Source organism: Lysinibacillus agricola (genome assembly GCF_016638705.1).
GTDB lineage: Bacteria > Bacillota > Bacilli > Bacillales_A > Planococcaceae > Lysinibacillus > Lysinibacillus agricola.
In genome coordinates this window covers 4,962,847-4,982,104 of the sequence record NZ_CP067341.1, presented here as the reverse complement: position 1 = coordinate 4,982,104, position 19,258 = coordinate 4,962,847, and the positions used below count along the sequence as shown (strand labels likewise).

Annotated in this window: 18 protein-coding genes and 3 pseudogenes; 14 read left to right on the top strand and 7 right to left on the bottom strand. The window is 36.3% G+C overall.

The features are described from left to right. Positions 1 to 197 precede the first annotated feature (197 nt). Positions 198 to 560: an SRPBCC domain-containing protein gene (locus tag FJQ98_RS24915; protein ID WP_425492711.1), complete on the top strand. Its 363-nt coding sequence runs from the start codon at positions 198 to 200 to the stop codon at positions 558 to 560. A gap of 149 nt (positions 561 to 709) precedes the next feature. Beyond that, the gene (locus FJQ98_RS24910) at positions 710 to 1,273 is read left to right on the top strand and encodes a cupin domain-containing protein (protein WP_053593813.1); all 564 of its coding nucleotides are present in this window, start codon (positions 710 to 712) and stop codon (positions 1,271 to 1,273) included. Positions 1,274 to 1,328: 55 nt separating this feature from the next. On the opposite strand, the pseudogene FJQ98_RS24905 reads toward FJQ98_RS24910, so the two are convergent. Then, positions 1,329 to 2,805, bottom strand: a pseudogene (locus tag FJQ98_RS24905) (serine hydrolase domain-containing protein). Positions 2,806 to 3,202: 397 nt separating this feature from the next. Here FJQ98_RS24905 and FJQ98_RS24900 point away from each other — a divergent pair. The 7 genes and pseudogenes from FJQ98_RS24900 (at position 3,203) to FJQ98_RS24875 (ending at position 7,681) form a co-directional block, all read left to right on the top strand. Beyond that, positions 3,203 to 3,571 carry a nuclear transport factor 2 family protein gene (locus tag FJQ98_RS24900; RefSeq protein WP_053593814.1) on the top strand — a complete coding sequence of 123 codons (369 nt, stop codon included), beginning with the start codon at positions 3,203 to 3,205 and terminating at the stop codon, positions 3,569 to 3,571. Between the two features lie 253 nt (positions 3,572 to 3,824). Further along, a complete protein-coding gene (locus FJQ98_RS24895) occupies positions 3,825 to 4,049 on the top strand; it encodes a hypothetical protein (protein WP_143114667.1) in 225 nt (74 codons plus the stop codon). After that, the gene (locus FJQ98_RS24890) at positions 4,031 to 4,555 is read left to right on the top strand and encodes a GNAT family N-acetyltransferase (RefSeq protein ID WP_053593815.1); all 525 of its coding nucleotides are present in this window, start codon (positions 4,031 to 4,033) and stop codon (positions 4,553 to 4,555) included. Before FJQ98_RS24895 ends, FJQ98_RS24890 begins: the two co-directional genes overlap by 19 nt. Positions 4,556 to 4,572: 17 nt before the next feature. Continuing rightward, a pseudogene (locus tag FJQ98_RS27070) lies at positions 4,573 to 4,869 on the top strand (YunG family protein); the annotation flags it as partial. 574 nt (positions 4,870 to 5,443) lie between these two features. After that, complete coding sequence (locus tag FJQ98_RS24885) at positions 5,444 to 6,037, top strand: NADPH-dependent FMN reductase (RefSeq protein WP_053593816.1); 594 nt, start codon at positions 5,444 to 5,446, stop codon at positions 6,035 to 6,037. An 82-nt stretch (positions 6,038 to 6,119) separates the two neighbouring features. Further along, the gene (locus tag FJQ98_RS24880; RefSeq protein WP_198926856.1) at positions 6,120 to 7,058 is read left to right on the top strand and encodes a ring-cleaving dioxygenase; all 939 of its coding nucleotides are present in this window, start codon (positions 6,120 to 6,122) and stop codon (positions 7,056 to 7,058) included. 14 nt (positions 7,059 to 7,072) lie between these two features. Next, positions 7,073 to 7,681, top strand: a complete 609-nt coding sequence (locus FJQ98_RS24875) for a flavin reductase family protein (protein ID WP_053593818.1) — start codon at positions 7,073 to 7,075, stop codon at positions 7,679 to 7,681. Positions 7,682 to 7,741: 60 nt separating this feature from the next. Here FJQ98_RS24875 and FJQ98_RS24870 read toward each other — a convergent pair whose 3' ends face one another. Together FJQ98_RS24870 and FJQ98_RS24865 are read right to left on the bottom strand one after the other, a co-directional pair. Then, positions 7,742 to 8,677, bottom strand: coding sequence for an aldo/keto reductase (locus tag FJQ98_RS24870; RefSeq protein ID WP_053593819.1), 936 nt, complete (start codon positions 8,675 to 8,677; stop codon positions 7,742 to 7,744). Positions 8,678 to 8,792: 115 nt separating this feature from the next. Continuing rightward, the gene (locus tag FJQ98_RS24865) at positions 8,793 to 9,545 is read right to left on the bottom strand and encodes an IclR family transcriptional regulator (RefSeq protein ID WP_053593820.1); all 753 of its coding nucleotides are present in this window, start codon (positions 9,543 to 9,545) and stop codon (positions 8,793 to 8,795) included. A gap of 261 nt (positions 9,546 to 9,806) precedes the next feature. On the opposite strand from FJQ98_RS24865, the gene FJQ98_RS24860 reads away from it, so the two are divergent. Next, positions 9,807 to 11,240, top strand: a complete 1,434-nt coding sequence (locus FJQ98_RS24860; protein ID WP_053593821.1) for an alpha/beta hydrolase family protein — start codon at positions 9,807 to 9,809, stop codon at positions 11,238 to 11,240. Positions 11,241 to 11,286: 46 nt separating this feature from the next. On the opposite strand, the gene FJQ98_RS24855 is transcribed toward FJQ98_RS24860, so the two are convergent. Then, positions 11,287 to 12,243: a MerR family transcriptional regulator gene (locus FJQ98_RS24855; RefSeq protein WP_241774526.1), complete on the bottom strand. Its 957-nt coding sequence runs from the start codon at positions 12,241 to 12,243 to the stop codon at positions 11,287 to 11,289. Positions 12,244 to 12,586: 343 nt separating this feature from the next. Here FJQ98_RS24855 and FJQ98_RS24850 point away from each other — a divergent pair, with 343 nt between their 5' ends. Together FJQ98_RS24850 and FJQ98_RS24845 are read left to right on the top strand one after the other, a co-directional pair. Beyond that, a complete protein-coding gene (locus tag FJQ98_RS24850) occupies positions 12,587 to 13,126 on the top strand; it encodes a sigma-70 family RNA polymerase sigma factor (protein WP_053593822.1) in 540 nt (179 codons plus the stop codon). After that, on the top strand, positions 13,110 to 14,369 hold the full coding sequence (locus FJQ98_RS24845; RefSeq protein ID WP_053593823.1) for a DUF4179 domain-containing protein: 1,260 nt from the start codon (positions 13,110 to 13,112) through the stop codon (positions 14,367 to 14,369). Before FJQ98_RS24850 ends, FJQ98_RS24845 begins: the two co-directional genes overlap by 17 nt. 122 nt (positions 14,370 to 14,491) lie before the next feature. On the opposite strand, the gene FJQ98_RS24840 is transcribed toward FJQ98_RS24845, so the two are convergent. After that, entirely contained in the window at positions 14,492 to 14,674 is a 183-nt protein-coding gene (locus FJQ98_RS24840; RefSeq protein WP_201406577.1) for a hypothetical protein, read from the bottom strand. Positions 14,675 to 15,728: 1,054 nt separating this feature from the next. On the opposite strand from FJQ98_RS24840, the gene FJQ98_RS24835 reads away from it, so the two are divergent. Together FJQ98_RS24835 and FJQ98_RS24830 are read left to right on the top strand one after the other, a co-directional pair. Beyond that, the gene (locus FJQ98_RS24835; RefSeq protein WP_053593825.1) at positions 15,729 to 16,772 is read left to right on the top strand and encodes an AI-2E family transporter; all 1,044 of its coding nucleotides are present in this window, start codon (positions 15,729 to 15,731) and stop codon (positions 16,770 to 16,772) included. 117 nt (positions 16,773 to 16,889) lie between these two features. Next, positions 16,890 to 17,228: pseudogene (locus tag FJQ98_RS24830) on the top strand (GNAT family N-acetyltransferase); the annotation flags it as partial. A gap of 105 nt (positions 17,229 to 17,333) precedes the next feature. On the opposite strand, the gene FJQ98_RS24825 reads toward FJQ98_RS24830, so the two are convergent. Both FJQ98_RS24825 and FJQ98_RS24820 read right to left on the bottom strand, forming a co-directional pair. Then, entirely contained in the window at positions 17,334 to 18,692 is a 1,359-nt protein-coding gene (locus FJQ98_RS24825) for an MATE family efflux transporter (protein WP_201406576.1), read from the bottom strand. Then, complete coding sequence (locus tag FJQ98_RS24820; protein WP_053593827.1) at positions 18,679 to 19,146, bottom strand: GNAT family N-acetyltransferase; 468 nt, start codon at positions 19,144 to 19,146, stop codon at positions 18,679 to 18,681. Before FJQ98_RS24820 ends, FJQ98_RS24825 begins: the two co-directional genes overlap by 14 nt. Positions 19,147 to 19,258: the final 112 nt, after the last annotated feature.

Sequence of the window (19,258 nt, the reverse complement as noted above, 5' to 3'; positions counted from 1 at the left end):
ATCGTACCTTATTTTACACTACATATTCAAAATGTAACCTTACTAATAACGAATTAAAAAGTGTTGAATGGGGAAATTTAGAGGAAGTTTAATTAAAAAAGGAGGATGATAAATGATGGATACTCATGTAAGGACCAAATTAAAAATTCATAAGCCTGCCAATGAGGTATTTGAAGCTATAGTATCTCCAGAAAAAAATCAGGGAATTTTTTTGGTTCTCAAGTAGTTCAGATAAATGGGAAAAAGGAAAAAAGATTGCTTTAAGATATGATGAGTACAATGCAAAGGGTGTTATTACTGTGCTTGATATCGAGGTTAATAGGACTATTGTGTTCACTTGGGGAGAAGAACATGGAGAGGGAACGGTGGTTACAATTACATTTATAGAGGATGATTCAAATACAATTATTGAAGTAGTTGAATCAGGACTAAAGGAAGATGATCCAGAAGTAGTAGCAAAAATGATGGGGCAAAAAGAAGGTTGGGTGTATACATTAACCTGCTTAAAGGGTTATTTAGAAAACGGAGTAACCAACTTAAGAGCTTCATTAATTCATTAAAGGGTGCATTTTATGAAATCGATAAAAGAAATAGAGGAGCTAGCGCTTGATCTAGTTTAGATTTCTTACTGCTAATTAGATTGAATTTAAGTACATTCCCTCAACAAGTTGCATAGGATAATCTTATCATCTGTGAGAGGATTGAGAAAATGTACTACGTTCCTTATTATGGAAATATGCCGATGTATAACTATGGAGATCAGCCTGTTTATTGGACTCATCCTAACCAGATAGGGTATGCGAATAGAGCTGACCCTTCTCGTTCTTCCAATGGAGGAAGCAATGTATTAAAAGATTATGGAGCCCAGCCACTTGTCATCAACCTTGAAAATGCAGCTAAGCAAAACGATACGTATCGCACTGCTCTGTGGACAGGAAAGAAATTGCAGGTCACTTTAATGAGTATTAATGTTGGCGAAGATATTGGTTTGGAGATACACCCAGATGTTGATCAATTTCTATATATTGAACAGGGCGAGGGACTTGCTCAAATGGGTCCTAGTAAAGACAATTTAAATTTTGAAAGAAAGGTCTATGATAACTTTGCTATAATGGTGCCTGCTGGAACATGGCATAACGTCACAAATACAGGGAATATGCCACTAAAACTGTATTCGATCTACGCTCCTCCTAATCATCCATTTGGTACTGTACATGCTACTAAAGCAGACGCTGAGGCCTCGGAAGCAGGATACGGACAGGGCAAGGAATAATCAATTTAGCTTTTTTCCCGATAATACAAGCATAATAAAAAAAGACAACTCTTACTTAGAGAAGTTGTCTTTTTTGTCGCCGTTTAAATGAAATATATATAGATAATAAGCCATTCAATGTTAAAAGGGTAACTACTATTATAGTCAAAAATGCAATATCAGGAGCAAAATATCTAATGGTGCGCCAAGGTGTTTCTATACTATAGCTTAATAATGGAATTGAGATAATGGCCAAAAACTAAAAGTATAAAACCGAATATACGCGACACGCCTCTTTTATTCACTTTTTTAACTTTAACCTTTATTAAAATATAAATAATCATCACGAAGAGTAAACATATTATAGCAATTATTGTGATTTGAAATGTTGGCTTATATTTAGGTGCGTCAACGGGCTCTTTTCCATTTAAAATATCTATAATCCCTTGTTTCAAGTAAAGAAGTGACTTTTCCTCAAATATATGACTTTTGTTAGTGAGAATCACACCGCCCCAATCGGTTTCTGGTATATAAAATACTTCTGAGCGTGCGTCAGGATTTGAACCAGAATGCCAAATCATTTCTTCTTTAGAATCTGTATATGAGATGCGTACACCAAGGCCGTAATATCGATATTTACTAGTTTGAACAAAAGGCGATATATAAAGGTTCATCGCATTTTTACTTAAAAAATTATTATGCTCATGTTGACTAAGAAGTTTAATGTACTGCACTATATCTGTTGCACTTGCCGTTATATATCCATATGGTGCCCCTCCATTATCATAGGTGACTGCGCTTTTTACAGGATGACCAAGCCATGATTGATAGCCAGATAAGTATCCTTTTTCATAGGCCATGCTACTATTAGCGGCTGCATTTTTCATTCCTAATGAAGAAAAAACCTGTTCCTCCATATATTCAGAAAATGTTTGATTGGTCACCTCTTCGATGAGAGCGCCAAGAATAGAAAAGTTAGCATTACTATACTGATGCTTTTCTCCAGGTGCAGCCGTCAACTTAACGTTCGATAAACTTTCTACATTTTCCTTTATAGCACTCAAATCATTAGATTCCTTGTCCGATATAGGTAAGCCAGAATAAGTACTTATCCCACTTGTTTGGGTAAGTAAATGTTTAATCGTTATTTGAGAAGCGGCTTGTTTATCTTTCAGGGTAAACCACGGCATATGCTTTTGAACTGGATCATCTAATTGAATAATACCTGCATCAACCAATCGCATGATGGCTAAGCCCGTTAGTGATTTACTAATAGAGCCGAGTACAAATGGAGTTTCAGCAGTTACCTTTTCTTCAGATTCTCCCGTTACGCCCCATGATTTGGAATAAAAGATAACATTTTTATGAACAATAGCAATAGATGCCCCAGGAATTCGCTGCTCTTTTAAAAAGTTTTCAACATACTTATCTATAGTACTCTTAACGTCTTGTTCTGCGGATTCTACGGAGATTTGTGAGACTGGTTGAAATAGATAGAACGGAATTAATAATAAACATACTAATATAGTTTTATATATTGGAGTTGTTTTCATTGTTGTTTTCACCTATTTCCTCCAAAAAAATTTTCCTCCATAATTTCATAGCCATAACTGTTAATCCATGAAGTGAATTTAACAAAAATATACACTTCTATAAAGAATATGATATTTGTTGTGAAAACTATTCGAGAGAACATAGACTTTAAAAGTAACATACAATACTTAACACATAATGATTTACTCTTTCACTACTTAATCCAAAGCGGTCGGCAATCAACATAGCCTAACGAATTAAATTGGATATCCTTAATCATAGGATGGAAGATGCGGCTCTTAATAGGATGATTTAAATATAAAATAAATTCTCTTAAATGGTTTTGTATAGGGAGTTATGAAATAAAGGGCTATAATAATGGAAATATAACTAATAGTGTGAAAGGGTGGTTTTAACATGAAAAGAGAATTCATTATCGAATATGAAGAACGCCTGCGACAAGCGATGCTAAATGGAGATGTCAAAGCTCTGGAAGAACTTATTGATGATAACCTTATTTTTGTAAATCACTTCGGACAAATCTTAACGAAGGAAGCGGATATTGAAGCGTATCGTTCTGGGATACTGAGTTTTACAACAATCAATTTTTTAGATCAAAAAATAATTCTATTAGAGAATTCGGCCGTGACAGTGACAAGGGCTACCCTAAAAGGAACATTCGGCACAGAACCAATTGAAGATGAAATGTGTTATTCACGTGTTTGGAAACAGAATGGTGAGCGTCTAATTATCGTGTCAGGCCATTGTAGTTCTGTTCCGAAGTAATTTTAAGTATATGGAAAGGGGCTATTCAGTTTATAGCCCCTTTTACTCTTTCTAGTCCCTTTTGCTTTGGGATAGCATTTATTAAAACGTATGTCCTGTATATAAGTTGATTTTCGTTCCGGCTGGCGACTCCTTGGGGATCAGCAATAGAGGAACGAAGGCTAAAACCATCACCTCCTGTGATAACGCCTTCGTGACCAACATCCTGTTGCTGCCGCTACGTTGCACTGCGCTTTCGCACAGAAAACATTTGTTGCCCCGACGCCTCCAGGAAGCTTTGCTCTGCGCGAAAGCGAAGCGTCAGCGGCAAATGTTTTATCTGTGCGAAAGCGTAGCGGCAGCAACAAATGTTTTATCTGTGCGAAAGCGTAGCGGCAGCAACAAAGCGCCCAGCCGGAACGGAAATCAACTCTACGTTATGGAGATGAGCCCGATATTATTCATTGGAGGATGGTATGTATGGAATATAAACTTTTAGTAGATGAAATTGAAGATTTAGTGGAATTATTAACTCAAAACAAGTGGATTTATCATACTGATCAAAATGTGAAAGAGGAGTCCGTTCGAAAAGGGTATGCAGAAGGATACTATCACAGCGATCGCGAAACATATTGGATAATTGATAATGATGAAAAGGTAGGGATTATCATCATTCATGACATAAGCGATACAATCCCATTATTTGATATGCGTTTAGATGCACGTTATAGAGGAAAAGGATACGGAGTAAAGACACTCCTTTGGTTACAAGATTACTTGTTTGGAGAAAAAGGTAAGATTCGTATCGAAGGCTATACAAGAGTTGATAATATTGGTATGAGAAAATGCTTTACGAAAGCTGGCTTTGTGAAAGAGGGCTATTTAAGAAATGCCTGGGAAAATGCAGATGGTACTATAACTGATAGCATCCTATATAGTGCAATTAAAGACGATTGGACTTTAGGCAGAATAACTCCTATTAAGATGGATGATGTACCTTTTTAAAATAAAGGAAAGGTAGAAAAGGACAATGCGGAGTCACTACATTAGTTGTAAATGATATTCTTGGAGGCGAAATTTATAAAACGTGGCTTGATGAAGGCTGGCATTTCTACAATATCCTAGATGGGGAAAGAAAGGATCTTACACAAGAACAATTTACATACAACCCTGAATATCAGGATGTTCGTTCAAACAGGGAAGAAGCTTTTCAAGATACGAATGATAGTCAATACAGGTATCTAAAATCACAGGTTTATGAGAATTTAAGAAAAAGCTATGAAATGTTGATATCAAAACAATTTCTGCTAAGTCTTTAGACAAACGCTACCCGGATTGCAAATAGCTATATGGTAAGCAAGACCCTGACATCCAGCATTTTATGTGAAGTATCGAAACGTCTAGTTTTTCTCTTCAAGAAGAGACTTACCTTGGATGAAAAATAAACAAACCTATTTAGGATGGATATTCTTATCATGTTAATTATAGCTATATTACTATTTTAGGTCAGTTTGTCTATTCATGAGGAGCTGTTGATTTTTCACGGAGAGTGGCGACTCCTGCGGGATGAGCTTGCGCAGAAAGCCCCGCAGGAACGTAGTGACGAGGAGATTGAAGCCAAGCCCGCGGAAAGCGCCAACTCGGAGTGAAAATCAACCTTTGTTTATTGATACGCATTATTTTATAGTTATTTTTTTATCTACAAGCTGAAGCAGAGATGTTGATACTATAACATCTCTACTTTTTTAAAAAACATTAAACAAACATGTTGACGTTAATTAAACCATCGTGTTATTATTATCTCGAATTCAAGATAACTAAATTCAAGATAAATGAATTCGAACCTTTTAATCCATGTAGAAAGTTTTTTTACATCACAGGGAGGTAATCATAATGGGTTTTTTAAATAAATTATTTGCTTCAAAAAAAGAGGAGGAAAAAACAATGGCAGAATTAAATATCGGAATTATTATCGGATCAACACGTGAAGGTCGAGTAAGTCCACAAGTAGCACAATGGGTAAAAGAAATCGCAGATCAACGAGGCGATGCTAATTATACAATTATTGATATCGCAGATTACAAATTACCTTTACTAGGTGAACCAGGGCAAGATGCTTCAGGCGCTCAAGCTTGGTCAGAAATTATTGCAAAACAAGATGGGTTTGTATTTATCGTACAAGAGTACAATCATTCTATTACAGGTGCTCTAAAAAATGCACTAGATTATTTACGTGAAGAATGGAATAACAAAGCTGCGGGGATTGTTTCTTATGGGTCTGTAGGTGGTGCACGTGCAGCTGAGCATTTACGTGGTATTATGGGTGAGCTTTTAATTGCAGATGTCCGTGTACATCCAGCATTGTCACTATTCACAGACTTTGAAAATGGTACTGATTTTAAACCAAAAGCAGTGCAAACAGATTCTGTTAACCAAATGTTAGATCAAGTAATTCCTTGGTCAAAAGCTTTATATACAATTCGGTAATCGTATTCAAAGATTTAGCTAGAACGGTATTGGGTAAAGTATAGGTGAGAAAATACATTTAGTCATGAAGGGGCTTGTTAACATGAAAAAACATACTGCGGGTATTCACCATATCACAGCCATTGTAGGGCATCCACAAGAAAATATTGATTTTTATGCTGGTGTATTAGGCTTGCGTTTAGTTAAACAAACAGTAAACTTCGATGATCCTGGCACATATCATCTTTACTTCGGTAACAAAGGTGGTAAACCTGGTACAATTATTACATTCTTTCCATGGGCAAATGCTTATCAAGGACGTATTGGTGATGGCCAAGTTGGCGTAACTACTTATGTTGTACCAGAAGGAACACTACCATTTTGGATTAATCGTCTTGCAAAATTCACTATTCCATTCCAAAAAGCTGAACGCTTTGGTGAACAAGTATTACAATTTGATGATCCACACGGACTTCATATTGAATTAGTTGCACGTGCAGAAGGCGAATTGAATGAATGGACATTTGGTGAAGTAACTCCTGAGGTTGCCATTAAAGGGTTTGGCGGTGCAACACTGTATTCAAGTCACCCAGAAGAGACAGCAAAGGTATTAACTGAAGTTATGGGTCTTGAAAAAGTAGCAACAGAAGGCGAGTATACTCGTTACAAATCCAGCGCAGATATTGGCAATACGGTAGATTTAAAAGTTGTTCCTGGTATGCGCGGTCAAATGGGCGTTGGAACAGTTCATCATATTGCCTGGAGAGCACAGGATAATGTGGATCACCTAGAATGGCAAGAGTATGTAATGAATCATGGACAACATGTAACCGAAGTGAAAGATCGTAATTATTTTAATGCGATTTATTTCCGCGAACCCGGTGAGATTTTATTTGAAATTGCGACAGATCCACCTGGATTCGCTCATGATGAGACACCTGAGACAATGGGTAGCCAATTAATGTTACCATCTCAATACGAACAGCATCGTGAACAATTGGAAAGAACATTAATTCCAATCGAAGTGCGTGCACTAGATTAAAGGAGATGGGACGTTTGATTTCAATTGATCCTAAGAAAAATACAGAGCGCGAAAATTATAAGTTATTGATTGGCAGTATTATTCCGAGACCTATTGCCTTTGTTACGACGAAGTCAGAGCAAGGGATCATCAATGGTGCACCTTTTAGTTTTTTTAATATCGTGTCTTCTAATCCACCGATGATTTCTCTAGCCGTTCAAAGACCAAATGGACGCTTTAAAGATACCGCTCGCCATATTCATCATCAGCAACAATTTGTTGTGCATATTGTAGATGAGGATAATGTTAAGCAGGTGAATGAAACGGCAGCTTCCTTACCTGTAACTGAAAGTGAAATTGATCGAGCACAATTTACATTAATCGATAGCCAACTGATATCTGTACCAGGTATTCAAGAGGCAAAGGTTCGAATGGAATGCCGTTTAGTACAGACGATTCCTTTAATGAATGGTGACGAACAGACAGGTGATTTGTTTATTGGTGAAGTCGTACAATATCATATAGATGAGACCATTTATAATGAAGGGCGCATTGATCCAAGAAAACTAAAAGCAGTTAGCAGACTAGCTGGCTCAAATTACGCAAAAATTGGAGATATTTTTGCATTAGAACGTCCTGAATAAAATATAAAATGCGAAAATGTTGATTTAACAGCATTTTCGCATTTTTACTTGATTCTAAAACTATAATAAAATTCCTTCTATATTTACTAAATCTTCTTTTGTTAATAGCACATCGGTTGCTTCGACATTGGCAGCCACTTGTTTTTTATGTTTCCCACCTGGAATTACTGCATCGACGCCATCTTGAGCTAATAACCATGCAAGCGCTAGATTTGGTAATGTTGTTTGCTTTTCTTTCGCAATTTCCTTTAGTGCATCTACTTTTACTAATGTTTGTTCAAATAATTCGTCTTGGAATAAAGGATCTGAAATTCGCCAGTCTCCTGTACCTAATTTAAAGTCTTTTGTATACTTACCACCAAGTAGGCCATATGCAAGTGGACCATATGGAATAAATGAAATATCATTTTTTATACAATAAGGCAATAAATCTTGTTCTGCTGAACGATTTAACATATTGTAAGGAGATTGTAAGACAGAAATATCATTATGCACATTAGCCTCTATAAGTTGATCTAAGGTTACGTTTGAAATGCCTATTGCTCGGATCTTTCCTTCTTCTTTTAAGCGTGATAATTCACCAATCGACTCCGCAAGAGGAGTTTCGTTATCCGGGAAGTGTAGATAGTAAAGATCTACATAATCCATTTGTAGTCGTTTCAAGCTATTTTCGAATGCACCACGTAGATAGTGCGGATGATTATCTGTTTTTACTGAACCATCCTCAAACCAATGTCTACCGCCCTTTGTTGCTAAAACGAAATCTTCCCTTGAGTATTTTTTTAATACTTCGCCAACAAGTTCTTCTGAACGCCCTTTTCCATAAATGTCTGCTGTATCAATAAAAGTTATCCCTAAGTCAAGTGCAGCTGAGACTAGCTCTTTCCCATCTTGTTCATTTAAGTTTTCAAATAAGTTATGTCCACCTACAGCATTCGTCCCAAGACCAATTTCTGAAATAGTGATATTCGTTTTTTTTAATGTATGAAATTTCATATTTCTACCTCCTCGCTTTTCTGTAATCAGCATAGAGTAAAAAAATTATTTTACCAACATGCATAGTTGTAGTTTCATATATAGAAACAAAAGCACTTTAATTGCGAAATTAACATTATGCTAAAAGATAATGAATTTCTTCCGTCAATTGCTGGCTTGCATTTACTAATTTTTTTACGAACGAGCGAATGGCAGTTTTCTTAATTTTTTCCGTAGAACCATGCAAAGCAATTGCACCAATGACTTCTTCATTCACATAAATCGGGACGGCAATACACCATTTGCCTAGATTCGTTTCTTCATTATCAACAGCATATCCTTGTGCTTTAATGACCTGTAAGTGCGGAATCAATAGACCATAGTCATAGAAGGTTTTTGTTGTAAATGTATTAAGTTCAATACTATTTAATATTTCACGTTGTTTTTTAGGTGACAGATGAGCTAATACTACTTTTCCAAGTGCGCTTGAATGCATGGGTGTTCGGGTATCGATGGCGTGAAAATCAGGTTGTTCAAAAGGCTCCCTAATCACATTTTTTATCACCATCTCACAATCTTCCAAAATACCAATATAAGTAGTTATTTCTTCTTGCCGGGCTAATTGATAGGGCGCTACGAGAGACGTCCATTGGATATCTTTATGCCAATATAAGTGCTCATCCCTAAAAATATGCGGATTTAATTGATAATACTTATTATATTTAATAACATAATTCATTTTTTCTAGTGTATAAAGCATGCGGAAAACGGATGTCTTATTCATAGATAATTCTTCCATAATCTCAGTTAATGTAAGAGAATGCTTTTGACGTAATACATCTAAAATCAAAAGGCCCTTTTTTAATGTCGATACTTCATAGGAATCCATGTTGCCCTCTCCTAACTTCTAAAATAACTTATTATAGCCTATACAAAGCCGTGAAATACATAGTAACCATTCTTACTATTATAACGGTAATCCTTTATAACTTCTCAATCATTAAACATAAACGATCTCAAATTTGTAAAGTAGGGGACAATTATAAAAAATGTCAGTGTTTTTTTGTATTAAGTGTTGATTCTCCTCTTACAGGAGGTAATACACTTTGACTTGAATCGGCAAGAACAAAAAAACAAGGAGGTTTTTATTATGAGGTCTATTGAATTGTTTTATATCATCTTCAATATTGTTTTACTAGGTTGGTTAGTTTTCGGTAGAAACAAGTCGCAGCAGGGGGTGCTGATAGGTGGTGGTATGTCTATTCTATTTCTGCTTGTCCATGGGGTCATAGAAGGTATGCGGTGGCAAATGATACCGACCTATTTGATGACATTATTTTTTATCGTCGTTGTTGTGATAAGGTACTTTTTTAACCCAAATGATCAAAAAAAACAACAATCACATATGCGCCGATCACGCGTTGTTCTAAATTCAACATTAGCTGTACTTTATTCTGCTGTAGCAGTTAGTCTGCCTATCGTGCTTCCGGTACTTACTTTTGAAAAGCCAGTGGGTCCGTACAAAATTGGAACAGTCACCTACGATTGGGTGGATACACAAAGGGAAGAGACTTTCACACCGGAGCCTGGTGACAAACGCGAAATAATGGTACAAATCTGGTATCCTGCTGATACGACTACTAAAGGTAATACGGCTCCTTATATTTCCGATTCTGATGTTTTTGCAGAGGGATATAGTAAAATCCTGAATTTACCGAAGTTTTTATTCACAAATTTTGGTTATGTCAAAACACATGCTATTGAGAACGCTGAGATTTCTAATCAGGAAACAACCTATCCGGTGCTCCTGTTCTCTCATGGTTTTAGTGGACATAAAAATCAGAACACTTTTCAAATTGAGCAATTAGTCAGTCAAGGCTATATCGTGGTAGGTATAGATCACACTTACAGTAGCACGACTTCAGTCTTTGCTGATGGTCGTGTAGCAAATTATGTGCCGCAAAAAACTGAATCAATTGCATATTTGGATAAAGCAAATGAAGGTTGGGTAGAAGATGCTAAATTTGTGCTGGATCAAGTAGAGCAGTTGGCCCAGAATGATCCTGAAAACCGTTTTACAGGTCGAATGGATATGGAGAATGTAGGTATGTTTGGTCATTCCTTTGGTGGAGCAACAAGTACCCAAATGCTAATGACAGATTCAAGAATAAAAGCAGCTCTTAATATGGACGGTGTTTTATATGGAAAACTCCGAGTTCCTGTGGAGGGGCTGAAGAAGCCGTTTATGATGATGAGTGCCGATGACACAATCAGAGAGGCGAAGGAAACGGATGGTAAGGAGCTCATCGAGTTTGTAAAGGAAACTTTGCCACGGTACGAGTATGTATCTGTGGGAGGGAACTATTGGATGAAAATTAAAGATATGAAGCATATGGGCTTCTCCGATTTATACCTGTTTTCACCGCTTTATGAACGGATGGAAGGGGTCGACATCCAAAAGGCATACCGACTAATTAACGATTATTCATTGGATTTCTTCGATCATTATTTGAAGCAACAGCCATTCAAACTATTGGAGCAAAATATAGGCGAACATCCAGAGTTTACATTACTGAAAGGTTGACTACCAAAACGAATAGTTGAGGGTGTTTAGCCCTCGATTATTCGTTTTATGATTCTTCCATATGTTCAAGCCGCCATTCTATTCCTTGAAATAGTAATTGATTGGCTTTTGAGAGTTGGTAGTATTGTGGGCTTAGAATAGCACATAACGTTTCGCATCGTTCGAGTCGTTTAGTTTTGGTTTTTTGAATATATTCTGCAAAGTAGCGGAAGTGATCTTCTTTATTGTCCAATTGCTGTGAATTCGCATACAGCCTAGCAGTGTCATCGATAATGGTCTGTACAATCGGACTGTTGGCAGGCAATTTTTGCTTCAACGCCTTATTCAATCGATCCTGGATGTTCTCCAGCTTTCTGACCAATGTTGTAGCATTATATTTTGACTGATGAACAATATTAAAGTACAGAAATTCAGTATTTTTCAAGTCTTTTATAAACTGAGGATCATTTATGAGCTCCTGTAATTCATGCCAAGCAGCTGTTTGTTTGGCGGAGCCTTTCACTTGGTTAATAATATATTTGTCGAAATAATAAAAAAACGAATCTCTCCACTCTTTAGGAATGCCAATTAATAATTGGGATTCCTTCAATTTTTTATCGATAAATTGTTTTTTCTGTGCGGCATTTATTGTTCGTGCGCTTACTAAGTCATGAATATACTGCAATGAATCCCCGTCATGTTCCTTTGCTTGACGCAGAATCGAAATCATATCCATAAGCGTATTAACCTGTGTTTCCATAGATTCAATTTGCCAGTCAAGTGCTTTATCAACTGATATTTCTTCAGATATTATTTTGCCTATTTCATCAATTCCGAAATCCAGATAACGCAGGTTTGTAATCATTTCAAGGCGCCATATATCTTCAACCGTGTACAATCGATGGCCACCTTCAGTATAACTTGTAGGTTTCAGCAATCCGATTTCGTCATAGTAACGGACTGTCTTTATCGTGGATCCTATCATTTTAGCTGTTTCACCTATTGAATATTTTTTTTCTTCCAAATGGTTACACCTCCTGTTTGGATCACTTATATCTAACAATGATAAATAAACAAAAGTCATTATGCTAGTATTGAAAGAATTTACTTCTCTTATTTTACGATAAACGTGAAATTAGATTAATCCTTAAAAGGTTGAATGACATAAATTGCAGGGATCAATAACAACTATTGCATTAGGAGAGGTCGGGAGAAAGGATTTATCAGGGAAAGTAATGCTGATTATGGCACAAATTATCCTCCTTTAGATAAGCTTTCTAATGGAGGGTTTTTTTATGTCTATGTTTTTTCATTTTATTGAAACGATTTACATATCTACAACATCTAACATATAGGAACAAGAAAGGATGGTGAAAAAATTGCAAGCGAAGTCATTATTGTCAAAGGCGAAAAAAGGGAATAACCAAGCCTTTATAGAGCTCTTACAGGATGAAAAAGTAAAGCTATATAAGATGGCCTATATTTATACGAAAAATGAAAATGATGCATTAGATGTTGTACAGGAGACGATAGCAAGGGCGTATGCCAATATCCATACAGTGAAAGAGGAGCAGTATTTTGCCACTTGGCTGATGAGAATTTTGATTAATACGGCATTAGAAATGCTACGTAAAAATCAAAAGATTGTTCCTCTTGAACAACAGCCAGAGCAAGGGCAAATTTCAACTAACGATGAAAAGCTAGATTTATTGCAAGCCATTGAACAGTTAGATGAAAAATATAAAACCGTTATTTTATTGAAGTATTATCGAGATTTGCAAATTAAAGAAATTGCAGATTTATTAGGATGTCCAGAGGGGACAGTCAAAACGAATGTGCATAGAGGTATCCAGCAGCTAAAAAAATGTCTTAATAAGGAGGGTGAGCTTTATGGAGAACGATATTAAAGAAGTAATAAATAACATCGACGTACCATTAGAAAAGCTTGATCAAGCAATTGAAAAAGGAATGCACTCAGAAAAGAAAAAAAGCAAAAAAGTATGGAAGACTGCAATTGTTTCTAGTGTCGCAAGTGTAGCTTTGATATTGGGTTCTGGTTTTATCTCTCCTAAAATGGCAAGTGTACTTGCGGATGTGCCACTTATTGGCTTTATGTATAATATCGTAGAACATGATAAAGGACTACAAACGGCGCTTTCTGATGACAATAAGGTGAAATTAAATAAAACGGTAACTAGTAACGGCATAGCTATTACAGTAGAAGAGGTTGTATATGATGGCGCACGTTTGAATGTCATTTTTTCAATGCCAGAATATATGGATATCGCACCAGGCTTTTTGTATGTTAATGGGAGAGAACTCAATACGGGTGAAAGTTTACGGGTCTTAGAAGATCAAGATGGATTTCGTGGTTTATGGGAATTTCCTATCAATGAAGAATTACCCGATGAATTTGATGTAACATTAAAATTTTTACAAGTAGGATCAACAGAAGGAGAATGGGTATTCTCTACACCTATCAAAAAAGTAAAAAATGACAGTCATAAATTAGTAGCTGGTCAATCAGGGAAAGTTACTGGCATCTCGTTTGGTGTAGAAAGTGTGGAGGCTTCAACAACATCGACAAAGATAAATGTGGAATTTGCTGCTACTATGGAGAAATTGTTCTCCGAAGAGGCTGGGGTTTTAAATGCTACAATAATGGACCAAAACGGAACTCCACTGACAGTATTGGATCAATCAGGAAGTGGCGATGACAAAAGTACAACATATCTGTACTTAATAGAGCCCTTAAATAAAGATATTACTGAAATAAAGATAGCTTACTATTTCTTCCCATTAGTTCATGAACGTAAAGATTTAATTGTCCCACTTGCTGATACATTACCGCAACGAATATCACAAGGTGAGATGGGTGATATTGTCATCACTGATGTGACAAATAAGGGACACGAAGCTACTCTGTCTTTCTATGTCGATAGTCATTTCCCTTATAATGAAAATCTAATACCTTTTGATGTTAAGTCAGAATCAGGCGAAAGCCTAATCACAGATTTTGTTCATGCAATCGGACCAAATAAATATCAAGTATCATATCAGACAAATGCAGGAAAACCAATTATTCATACTTTGAAAATGCCAGATATGGAAGTTGAATCATCTGCTATTGTCACGATTCCAGTAAAGTGAGTTTAATCTATTTTTTATATCTTTTAGAAAAAATCTATGAGAATCCTTGGTTGAAAGGAACTGCTGCTGTTCTACATGCAGATCCTAGTATCATTGTTTCTTTCTTTGAAAATCTATCAATTTCAGTTTGGTGTAATTGCATCCGCATTCATCTCACCATCTTCAGAGGCGGGAGTTTTCTGTACATATGTTACAAAAAACATCTGTAGCTGACGCTTTGCTTTCGCTACCAAAAACATCTGTAGCTGACGCTTTGCTTTCGCTACCAAAAACATCTGTAGCTGACGCTTTGCTTTCGCTACCAAAAACATCTGCTGAATGAAGATAAATGTGATATAGTTGTTTGGCTAACCCCCCTTTAGATAGCCCTAAGTGGGGTTTTTATAACTAAATAAATACAAATCTAGATGCACATTCTTATTAATATCAACATATTATAAATTTAACTACTTTCAGCGGGTGTCCAAACACCTGTACCTGTCGCTACGCTTTCGGCACAAAAGACATCTGCTGAAAGAAGTTAAAGCCTCCGGACGCAATTATGCAGAGGCATAATTGATATCTCCTTACATGCCAGGCATAAATCCTGACCTTTAGAGCAGGGGCTACGTAATTTAATGCCGCATATGGAAGGTGATCGTCAAGAAAGTCGTTATTATTTACTTTCCTCAACCAAATAAAAGACATCTTCGTTAAATCTTGAATGACAACCTTTGCACCTTCAAGATTCTTCCGGATATTTCCTTGTGCTAACTTCATTCGAGCTAATGGCTCTTCAGGTACAATCTCGTCTTTCTCGATTCCTATATGTCTAGATAATGTTAACCATCTCGGTGGTCCTGTCACTTCAATTTGGTGTACACAGGAGCCACTGGCAGATGAATGACCTTCGGGTTTCTTGCAATTTTCACATACTAATCCTATATATTATTTTTAGTTTAAAATTTTAATAAGAATATCATATTGATACTAAAGATGAAAATTCAAATTTTAATACCATCATAAGAGTACTTACATTGGATATGATGATGTTTAAAAGGTTATAATAGAATAATAGAATTAAGGCTTATAACGCTGACACAGCTTTCATTAAAGTACAAAAGTAGTATCATAAATGTCTAATTTGATAAGGCATACAATTCTTTTCGCTCCTTGGATTAATTTATTTCTTATGAGACTCATAAAGCGCATGCATTTAAGTCTTATTTTAAGTGTTGATGGAAATAATAATCCAATGAAGGAGGAAATTACATAAGAATGATACGTAATGTTTTACATCAATTTATTACTTGCTTATGTTCTGATAGCGAAGTCCAGACAGTAAAGGCAGGAAAGCCGTTTTGTAGAAGGAGTGAATGCATGAGTAATTTCTTTCGAAGTAATGGATTTAAACGTTTTATAATCCTAGTCGGGATCGCTATTGCACTATATTTGATGCGTAGTATGATTAATCTTATTCTTCTCACGTTTATTATTACTTACTTGATGAATCAACTTACCACAAGGACAACAAAAGGGGTTAGAAAGTACGTACCGATGAACGAGAAAGCTGTGACAGTTACCCTCTATCTTTTACTTGTTGCGGGTATTATTGCTGTTATCTACAAGTATTTGCCTATCGTAACCCAACAGATTACACAGCTTTTTGATCTTATTGCTAGCTTTAATCTCGATCCAGATGATAACGAGATTACAAGGTATTTAGCGCCAACCTTTGAGAAAATTGAACTTGGTAAATATTTAGAGCAGGGTGTGGACATAACTCTTAAAAATATTACGAATATTGGTAAAATCATCTTGCATATATTTATCTCACTAATTTTGAGCTTGTTTATTTTGCTTGAGAAAAAACGTATTACCGAATTTACAGCAAAATTCAAAGATAGTAAAATGAGCCATCTTTACGATGAACTACAATATTTCTCAAAGATATTTATTCGTTCTTTCGGTAAAGTTATTGAGGCACAGTTTATTATTGCCGCTGTCAACTGTATTGTATCTGTTATTGCTTTATACATTATGGGCTTCCCGCATTTAATTGCACTAGGGATTATGCTCTTTATCCTGGGATTGGTGCCAGTCGCTGGGGTCATCATCTCTTTGATTCCTCTAAGTATAATTGCATACAGTATCGGTGGCCTAATGTATATTGTCTATATCTTGATTATTGTTATGGTACTACATGCTATGGAGGCGTACTTCTTAAATCCAAAGCTGATGTCTGCTAAGACAGATCTGCCAATTTTCTATACATTCATCGTCATCCTCTTCTCAGAGCATTTCCTTGGTGTATGGGGATTAATTATTGGTATTCCATTATTCATGTTCCTACTCGATATTCTGGGAGTTACGTCCAAAGAGGATGAACTGCAACAGGCGATGGAAATGCAAGAGGATCAATAAATTGAATAAAGTTTTCGTTCAAAAAGGAATCAAGTGTGTATGATTCCTTTTTGTTTTGCTCATCACCATAACTTGGGGTTGATTTCCGTTCCGACTGGGCGCTTTCCTGGGGCGTCCGCACAATCAAAGTTCGAGCCAACATTAAGACCATACGTTATTTATTTTGAAGAGAAAGTAGTAGGTTTTTTAATGTTTAATTCTGTCAAAGAAGAGCTTGATGGCTATTGGATTTATCGAATTATGATAGATAAGCATTTTCAAGGTAAAGGGATAGGAAAAGCAGCTACTAAGCTAATGATTTCAGAAATAGCTAAATTGCCAAATGCGCAAAAAATTATAGTAGGTTACCATCCAGAAAATAAAGGTGCTCATAATTTATACAGAAGTATGGGATTTGAAGATCATGGTAATCGCTTTGGTAAAGAGATGGCTGTCATCAAATATTTAAATGAATAATATCCAAAAGGGTCCAATTCAATCTCCCTTTTGGTTGGCTTATGAAAGATAGAAATTAAACAGCTAACCCCCTTTCGATTAGTATTGAAAGGGGGTTAGTTTTATTTATAGCGCCTTTAAAGAACTTGCTTCTGAGAAAATTGTATGTGGTTTTCTCTTCATAAATATAAGAATTAGCAATGCGGTAATGCCTTCTGCGACAGGAAATGTCCACCAAATAGCTTGTGGGCCAAGTAATTTAGGTAATACTACGAGGGCAGGAATAAATAATATAATACTACGTAGTAACATAATGGTTGTTGCAAGGCGTATTTTTTCAATCGATTGGAAGAATTCCGCAAATACCATGTTTATGCCAAGGAATACATAGCCAATTGCAAAGTGTACAAAGCCTTGTGTAGCTATGTTACGAATTTCAAACGTACTGTCACCGAACAACGCTATTAGCTGTGAAGGGAATAACGTAGCAATTATTGCAGTAGATAAACCCATAATAAGTGCGGTGGCAATACCGATTTTCAATAACGCTGTTAATCTCTCTATTAATCTTGCACCGTGGTGATAACTAACTAGTGGCTGTAGAGCCATGCCAATCCCAAGGAACACTGTTAATAGTACGGTATGAATATAGTTAACCATCGCGTAGGCGGTAACCCCGTTTGAGCCTAAATAGTGTAAAAATGTTACATTATATAAAATGACCATTACAGCCACTGAGGCTTCAACAATAAAGCTTGGTAACCCAATAGCAAATATTTTCTTTAAATCAGCTATGCTGAAAAATTTACGCACAAATTTTAATTCGGATTGCTTTCGGAAGAAATGTAGGCATAGCACCGACATACCGATAATTGTGGAGAGTGCTGTAGCTAAGGCACAGCCAGTTACGCCGTAATCGAGCACGAAAATAAAGATGTAGTTTAAGATGATATTTAAAACAGATGTAGTGATTAAGCCCATCATCGCAAGCTTTGGATTACCATCATTTCGAATAAAAAAATACTTTAGTAAATTTTCAATTGTATAAAACACACCGAAAATCAAAATAACATGTAGGTACTCTTGGACATAAGGATAAGTAGCATCACTTGCCCCAAATATATAGGAGACTTCCTTTAAATTTAATAAAAGTATTAGAACCAGTGTCAGAACGACAACGATCATTGTTGTAAATGCTAATGTAAAGAGCTGATGCGCTCGTTTTTTATTGCCCTCACCGAGAGAAATCGAAAATAGTGTAGCTCCACCCATACCAATCCAAAGGGAAATGGATAGTAAAATAGAGAAAATTGGTACGGCGATATTTACTCCTGCTAGAGCGGTCGGTCCAACTCCGTGACTAACGAAAATACCATCTACTAAAATATTGACCGACATCAGCAACATACCGATCATTGCCGGGAATAAGTATGAGAAAAACAATGGCTTTAGTGGCCTTGTTTCAATTGGATTAATGGTTGTCATGAGCATGTACCTCCTTTACCATCACCTTTTCACCTTTGTCATCTAGTTCACCGTTAAAGACGAACCCAAATTTCTTATAGAGCTGAATGGCTACTATATTGTTGTCATAAACGCTCAAGTATATATTTTGACAGCTGTATTTAGCTACTAAATAATTTATAAGCTGCTGTAAATAATATTTTCCTAATCCTTTGTGCTGATAACGCTCATCAATGAAGTAGCGATCTAACCAAACACGTTGTGTATTGTCCTCATGTAGGAACACACCATACATAGCGAAGCCGACTGCAATGTCCTCTCTATACAATCCAACAGGTATAAAGCGTTCATCATCTTCTGCCTCCGCTAAGCATTGCATGGTACTCTCGATAAAGTCTTGCTGACTATCTGCAATGCGTAATGCTAAAACTTCCTCTTTGTTTAAAGCTGTAATGTCACGAATTTCCGTGAACATAATGTCAAAACCTTTCTATTTTTAATTTCTTTCAGCGGATGTCACGGAAGTCGGAAAGGGGCTAATATAGGATGTTAGCCTAAAATCATCGCATCCATGCGATAACGGCTAA